General features: G+C 29.4%; 5 protein-coding genes. 1 reads left to right on the top strand and 4 read right to left on the bottom strand.

Going from position 1 to position 5927, the window contains the following annotated elements:
• Positions 1-186 precede the first annotated feature (186 nt).
• The 4 genes from ACI3VO_RS04145 to ACI3VO_RS04130 all read right to left on the bottom strand — a co-directional run bounded on the left by ACI3VO_RS04145 (position 187) and on the right by ACI3VO_RS04130 (position 4655).
• Positions 187-1851, bottom strand: coding sequence for a nucleoside kinase (locus ACI3VO_RS04145; RefSeq protein WP_439756710.1), 1665 nt, complete (start codon positions 1849-1851; stop codon positions 187-189).
• A 92-nt stretch (positions 1852-1943) separates the two neighbouring features.
• The gene (gene lepB, locus ACI3VO_RS04140) at positions 1944-2507 is read right to left on the bottom strand and encodes a signal peptidase I (protein ID WP_439756709.1); all 564 of its coding nucleotides are present in this window, start codon (positions 2505-2507) and stop codon (positions 1944-1946) included.
• A gap of 34 nt (positions 2508-2541) precedes the next feature.
• Complete coding sequence (locus ACI3VO_RS04135) at positions 2542-3840, bottom strand: RsmF rRNA methyltransferase first C-terminal domain-containing protein (RefSeq protein WP_439756708.1); 1299 nt, start codon at positions 3838-3840, stop codon at positions 2542-2544.
• Positions 3841-3950: 110 nt separating this feature from the next.
• Positions 3951-4655 carry a PrsW family intramembrane metalloprotease gene (locus ACI3VO_RS04130; RefSeq protein WP_439756707.1) on the bottom strand — a complete coding sequence of 235 codons (705 nt, stop codon included), beginning with the start codon at positions 4653-4655 and terminating at the stop codon, positions 3951-3953.
• Positions 4656-4802: 147 nt separating this feature from the next.
• Between ACI3VO_RS04130 and ACI3VO_RS04125 the strand changes: the two genes are divergently transcribed.
• A partial coding sequence (locus tag ACI3VO_RS04125; protein ID WP_439756706.1) for a peptidoglycan-binding protein occupies positions 4803-5927 on the top strand: 1125 nt, incomplete at its 3' end.

The raw sequence follows: 5927 nt of genomic DNA, 5'->3' as shown, positions 1-5927 counted from the left end.
ATTTTGCATACTCATATATTACATTATTTATAATTAAATTTCAATATAAATACAATATAAAAAAAAATATTTTTTCATATTGTATTTATTATAATTATAATATTTTATATATATATTTGTATACAAAAATAAGGACTAATTTATAAAACTAAATTAATCCTTATTTTACAATGTATATAATCTTAATTAATCTACTATTTTACTTCCGCCTACAAATTCTCTAATTATCGCTGTAGGAGGTATATCAGATAAATCATCTAATTCTACAAAATACTGTAAGAATTTTAAAAGCCTTTTAGCTTCTATATAAGCTTCACTGCTTTTATCAATTTTTTCTAATAGTGGTTTTACGTATGTTTTTAATACAGCTAACTCATATACACAAGCTGTATTAAACATCAAATCAGCTTCTTCTTGATAAGGGAATATATTTTTTTCTTCGCCCCTTCTTACAGAAGGCCAACCCATTATTGTCATCTCTGCTGTATGACCTCTAAACTGATTATCTCTAACTATTCTTCTTATTAATCTCAAATCTGTAGTTGGTATTCTATTATGGTCATCTAAATTTAATTGTGTTAATACACTTAAATAAATTTTAAATTTTTCACTGTCTGGTATTGAAGATGTAAGCAATGGGTTCAATCCATGGATACCTTCTAATATTATAGGTTGATTTTTTTCTATTTTTAGAACTTTTCCTTGTTCGCTTTTACCTGTCATAAAATTATACTTAGGAAGCTGAACCTCTTTTCCTTCTAGTAAATCACTTAAATCCCTATTAAATCTATCCAAATCTATAGCATATATAGATTCATAATCAGGTTTTCCAAATTCATCTAACGGTGTCTTAGCTCTGTCTATAAAATAATCATCTAATGAAATAGATATTGGATTTAAATTATTAACCTTTAAATGAATACATAATCTTGTCGCAAAACTTGTCTTGCCTGATGAAGACGGTGCAGCTATTAAAATTATTCTTTTGTTCTCTTGTTTTATTATATCGGCAATTTGTCCTATCTTTTTTTCATGTAAGGCTTCAACAATTCTTATTATCTCTCCGTATTTTTTTTCTTCTATTATTTTATTTAAAGATAATACTTTATCTACACCCATTAAATCAGACCAATTTTCTGCTTCCTTGTATATATTTGCAAGCTTTGGCTGAGGGATAAATTTTTTAGGAATTTGTTTATTATCCTCACTTGCTGCCATTAAAATTACACCCTTTTGATATTTAAATAAATCATAGGTTTTTATATATCCAGTTGAAGGCATCATATATCCATAAAAATGATCTATATAAGTATTACATCTATAGATTTTTACAGTGTCCTTTTCCTTGTACTTAATCAATTCAGCCTTTTCATATAATCCCATATCTTCAAATATTTTTATAGCTTCCTTTTTCGTATATAATGTCTTTTCTATAGGATAATCTTTTGATATAATTTTATCCATTTTTTGTTTTATATTAGAAATATCTTCATCTGTAAGCTCTCTATTTAGATGTATTTCACAATACACTCCTTTAGATAACGAGTGCTCTATTACAACTCTACTATCCTTAAACAAGCATTTACATGCCATAATAAAAACAAGATTTAGCGTTCTAGTGTACACTCTAAGTCCGTCTGGAGTTTTTGTATCTAAAAATTTTATAGTGCTGTCTTGATTTATATAAGTAGTTAATTCCTTTAATTCATTATCTACTATAGCTAAAGAAATATATCCTGAGTACTCCATTTCAAAATCTTTAGCTATATCTGATAATCTAATTCCCTTTGATGGATCTTCTACAACGTATTTCTTTATCTGTCCATTAATATTTAAATTAATCATAGTCATACCCCTCTTATAAAAAAATCTTATTCTAAAAACTAATAATATAGATTTTCTTATATTATTTATTATTCACATTCACCTATTTATGTACCTAATTAATCTATAAGACTTATGTCATTAAAAGGATATAGTCTTACAAAAACCTTTCCTTCTACATCGCTTACATCTACTAAACCGACTTTATCGTATCTACTGTCTAAGCTAACCTCTCTATTATCACCCAATACAAACAGTTTTCCCTCTGGAACTACTAAATCTATTTCTCCTTCAGTGTACATTCCAGTTTCTAGATAAGGCTCGTCAAGTAAATTTCCATTTACAAAAACTTGACCTCCTGTTATTAAAACCTCGTCGCCTTCAACTCCAATAACTCTCTTAACTAAATCTTTGTTTGAACCGTCTTCTTGTTCTAAATCAGATTTAAATACTATGACATCTCCATTTTCGGGTTGTCCTATTTTATATCCAATTCTATTTATTATTAAGTAGTCATTTTCGTGAAGTGTTGGAAGCATAGAATCGCCTCTAACTAAAGTAGGTTTTATAAATAAAGTTATTACAAATGCTAATATAATAGCAAGTCCAAAAACTTTTATCCATTCAATTATACTGCTTTTTAAGCTTTTATTTTCTTGTTCATTGACTTCCTTTTTACTCATAACACCATCTCCTATTTATTAGTTTAATTGATTTTTAATAATTTATCCTTAATCCCTTTGGATAGTGGTTTTTTAGTACTCCATTTGATTCCTTACCCCATCCTAAAGGTATTCCTTCGACTGCTACAACAACCCAACCACGACTTTGACCTGTATTTATTACATTTCCTCTTAAGTAATCAAATACCTCTTTATCATCTAAACTCAAATTTTGTATATTTTTTATTTGATCTAATTTTAAATAATGTGACAATGCATGCGAAGGCTCAAATCGATTTTTCTTTAACACTCCTAAATGAAGACCATATCTCAATACCTTTATTTTATCTAAGTTTGGACATTCATCTGGAAGTAAATATAGATTTTCTCCTCTCAGCATGTATTTATTATCAAAATCTACGTTTAAATATTTCTTTTCAAAGCTTTTATATTCTTTAATCTCGTTGTTTAGTTTTTTTAATTTCATATCCTTGACTCTACAGTCTTCATCATCTAATTTTTGAATTTTAGCTACGAAATGACCTTCTCCCTTTATCTTATGAGGCCATAACCTCTCCTTTGTTATCAGAACTGCACCTTCAGTTTCTTCTATAAATTCATCTATTACTTCTTCATTTTCCTCTGTTGAAAATGTACAAGTGGAGTATACTAAAATTCCTCCCTTTTTAAGCATCTTATATCCATCTCTTATTATTTCCTTTTGGATAGATTGGCATTCTAGAACCTTGCTATAACTCCAGTCTTCGATTGCAACTGGATCCTTTCTAAACATACCTTCTCCTGAACACGGTGCATCTATTACTATTTTATCAAAGTATCCAGTAAATACCTTTCTAAGCTTTGTAGAATCTGTATTTGTTATTATACAATTTCTAGCTCCAAATCTCTCTAAATTCTCTCCTAGAGCCTTTATTCTAATCGGGTTTATCTCGTTTGATACTAAAATTCCTGTATCGTCTAGTTGAGATAATATATATGTAGATTTTCCTCCTGGGGCTGCACACATATCTAGTACCTTATCCCCTTTTTGTATATCAAGCTTAGGAACTACACTCATAGCTGATGGCTCTTGCAAATAATATGCACCTGCCTCATGAAGAGGATTTTTACCTGGTCTACAGCTACCTTCATCGTAGTAAAATCCTCCCTCTGCCCAAGGAATCTCTTCTAATTCAAATAAATTTAACTCTTTTAATTTTTCCTCGGACATCTTCATCGTATTTAGTCTAAGCCCTGTTGTCCTCTTTTCATTATAGCTATTTATAAATTCTTCGTATTCATCCTTTAATACGACTTTTACATCTTCTAAAAATTTTTCTGGTAAATTAATCAAATTATTTTTCCTTTCTATATATTTTATTCTCGCTAATATTTTATATTCTCGTACTTTATGGCTTTTTTAATTTTAACACTATTTGGGGTATATTTAACAATAAATTTTAATTATCTCCTATGTTTTAGTCTATCAAAAAATCGCTTCTTTGAATATAACATATATTTATTAAGTTTATTTAAATTTACTTTGGCTAAAACTATTATATATAGTATAAAAACTATAATAGTCCATCTATATTCTATCATCAATATAAAATCAAAAATACCATGAAGCAATATTGGAATTAAAAAAGTTAAAAATAAATCCTGTCTTCTCTTGACCTTATTTTTTTCAAACTTATACTTCGATAGATAATATCCCATAGTAATCGCAAACATAATATGTGCAGGAATAGATATACATGCCCTAACAAATGCTATCTCAAATACTGAAAATACTTTTTCATAGCTTACATAAATTATATTTTCGATAGTAGCAAATCCTAGCGATAAAAAAATAGAATATATTATCCCATCTAGCTTCTCATCGTAGGACTCTTCTCTCTTTGCGAAAAAAGTCAATACAATCCCCTTCAATATTTCTTCTGTACAGCCTGCAACTATAAATGCAGTATATATCAAATTTGTCTCGTCTATAAATATATTTTTACTTATTAAAAACTTTTCTATAATTATGGCAAAAAAACTAATTATTATTCCAAAAACAAAGTACTTTAAAAGTACATGTATACTCTCCTTATTGTATTTATCCTTGTAATAAATCCACAATATAAAGCAAATTACTGGTAAAAAAATAAATAAAAAAGTCAACATATAACTATTTCCCTTCTTTAAATTAACTCCTATCAAATATCTTTTCACAAAAAACTGACTCTATTCATAAAATAAATAATAGAATTATCAACAAATACCTAGCGATATATAAAAATATATCGCCAATCTAAAAAAGAAGGTGATTAAATGCAAGACGGTTATTTAACAGTAAACGTTATCGATTCTACTACTAATGCTCCAATGGAGAACGTTACTATAAATATTTACGGACAAAATGAAGATGGCTCAGCCTCTTCTACAGTATATCAAAATTTAAAAACAGATAATTCCGGTCAAATAAATAATCTTCCTCTATCAGCACCAGACTTAGCTTATTCTTTGCAGCCATCAGACGTAAAGCCATATAAAGATTACATCGTAGAAGCGATAAAGGACGGATATGAAACCATTATAATAGACGGAACGCAGCTTTTGCCTGTTGTAAATGCCAGACAATCAATTCCAATGCGACCAAGAGAAAGAAGTAGACTCTCTTATAAAAGACAAAACGAAATAATCTACGATATAGGTCCTCATACCTTATGGGGAGATTATCCACCTAAAATACCAGAAGATAGCTTAAAGCCAATTCCTGCACCGACTGGCTTTGTTGTTTTAGATAATCCTGTAGTTCCCGAATTTATAGTAGTCCACGATGGATTGCCTGAGGATACATCTGCTGAAAATTTTTGGGTTCCATTTAAAACCTATATAAAAAATGTAGCCTCCTCTGAAATATACTCAACATGGCCAGAGCAAACTATTTTCGCCAATGTTATCGCAATTATTTCATTTACATTGAATAGAGTTTTTACTGAATGGTATAGAAATAAAGGGTTTAATTTTACGATTACATCTACAACTAACTACGACCATAAATATATACACAATAGGAATATTTTCGATGAAATATCTGTTGTTGTAGACTCAGTATTCAATACTTTTATAAGAAGACCTCCTACATCTAGACAGCCACTTTTGGCACAGTATTGTGATGGCGTCAGGGTTCAATGTCCTGATCAAATGGCTCAATGGGGAAGTAAGGACTTGGGAGATCAGGGATATAGTTATGAGGATATTTTAAAATATTTTTACGGCGATAATATAGTATTTGCCAATGCTCAAATTGTATCTGGAGTTCCAGTTTCTTATCCTGGTACTTCACTGCAGGTTGGTTCAGAAGGCTCTTATGTTAGAACTATTCAAAATCAATTAAACGCTATCTCTAATTCATATCCTGCAGTGCCAAAGGTTGTTGAAGATGGAGTTTTC

Source organism: Intestinibacter sp., from assembly GCF_051866655.1.
Classification (GTDB): domain Bacteria; phylum Bacillota; class Clostridia; order Peptostreptococcales; family Peptostreptococcaceae; genus Intestinibacter.
Note: the sequence above shows the minus strand (reverse complement) of the source record. Positions and strands in the feature narration are given on the sequence as shown.

Coding starts and splice junctions, on each gene's coding strand:
- ACI3VO_RS04145 (WP_439756710.1), bottom strand. CDS start 1,851: ATGACTATGATTAATTTAAATATTAATGGACAGATAAAGAAATACGTT.
- lepB (WP_439756709.1), bottom strand. CDS start 2,507: ATGAGTAAAAAGGAAGTCAATGAACAAGAAAATAAAAGCTTAAAAAGC.
- ACI3VO_RS04130 (WP_439756707.1), bottom strand. CDS start 4,655: ATGTTGACTTTTTTATTTATTTTTTTACCAGTAATTTGCTTTATATTG.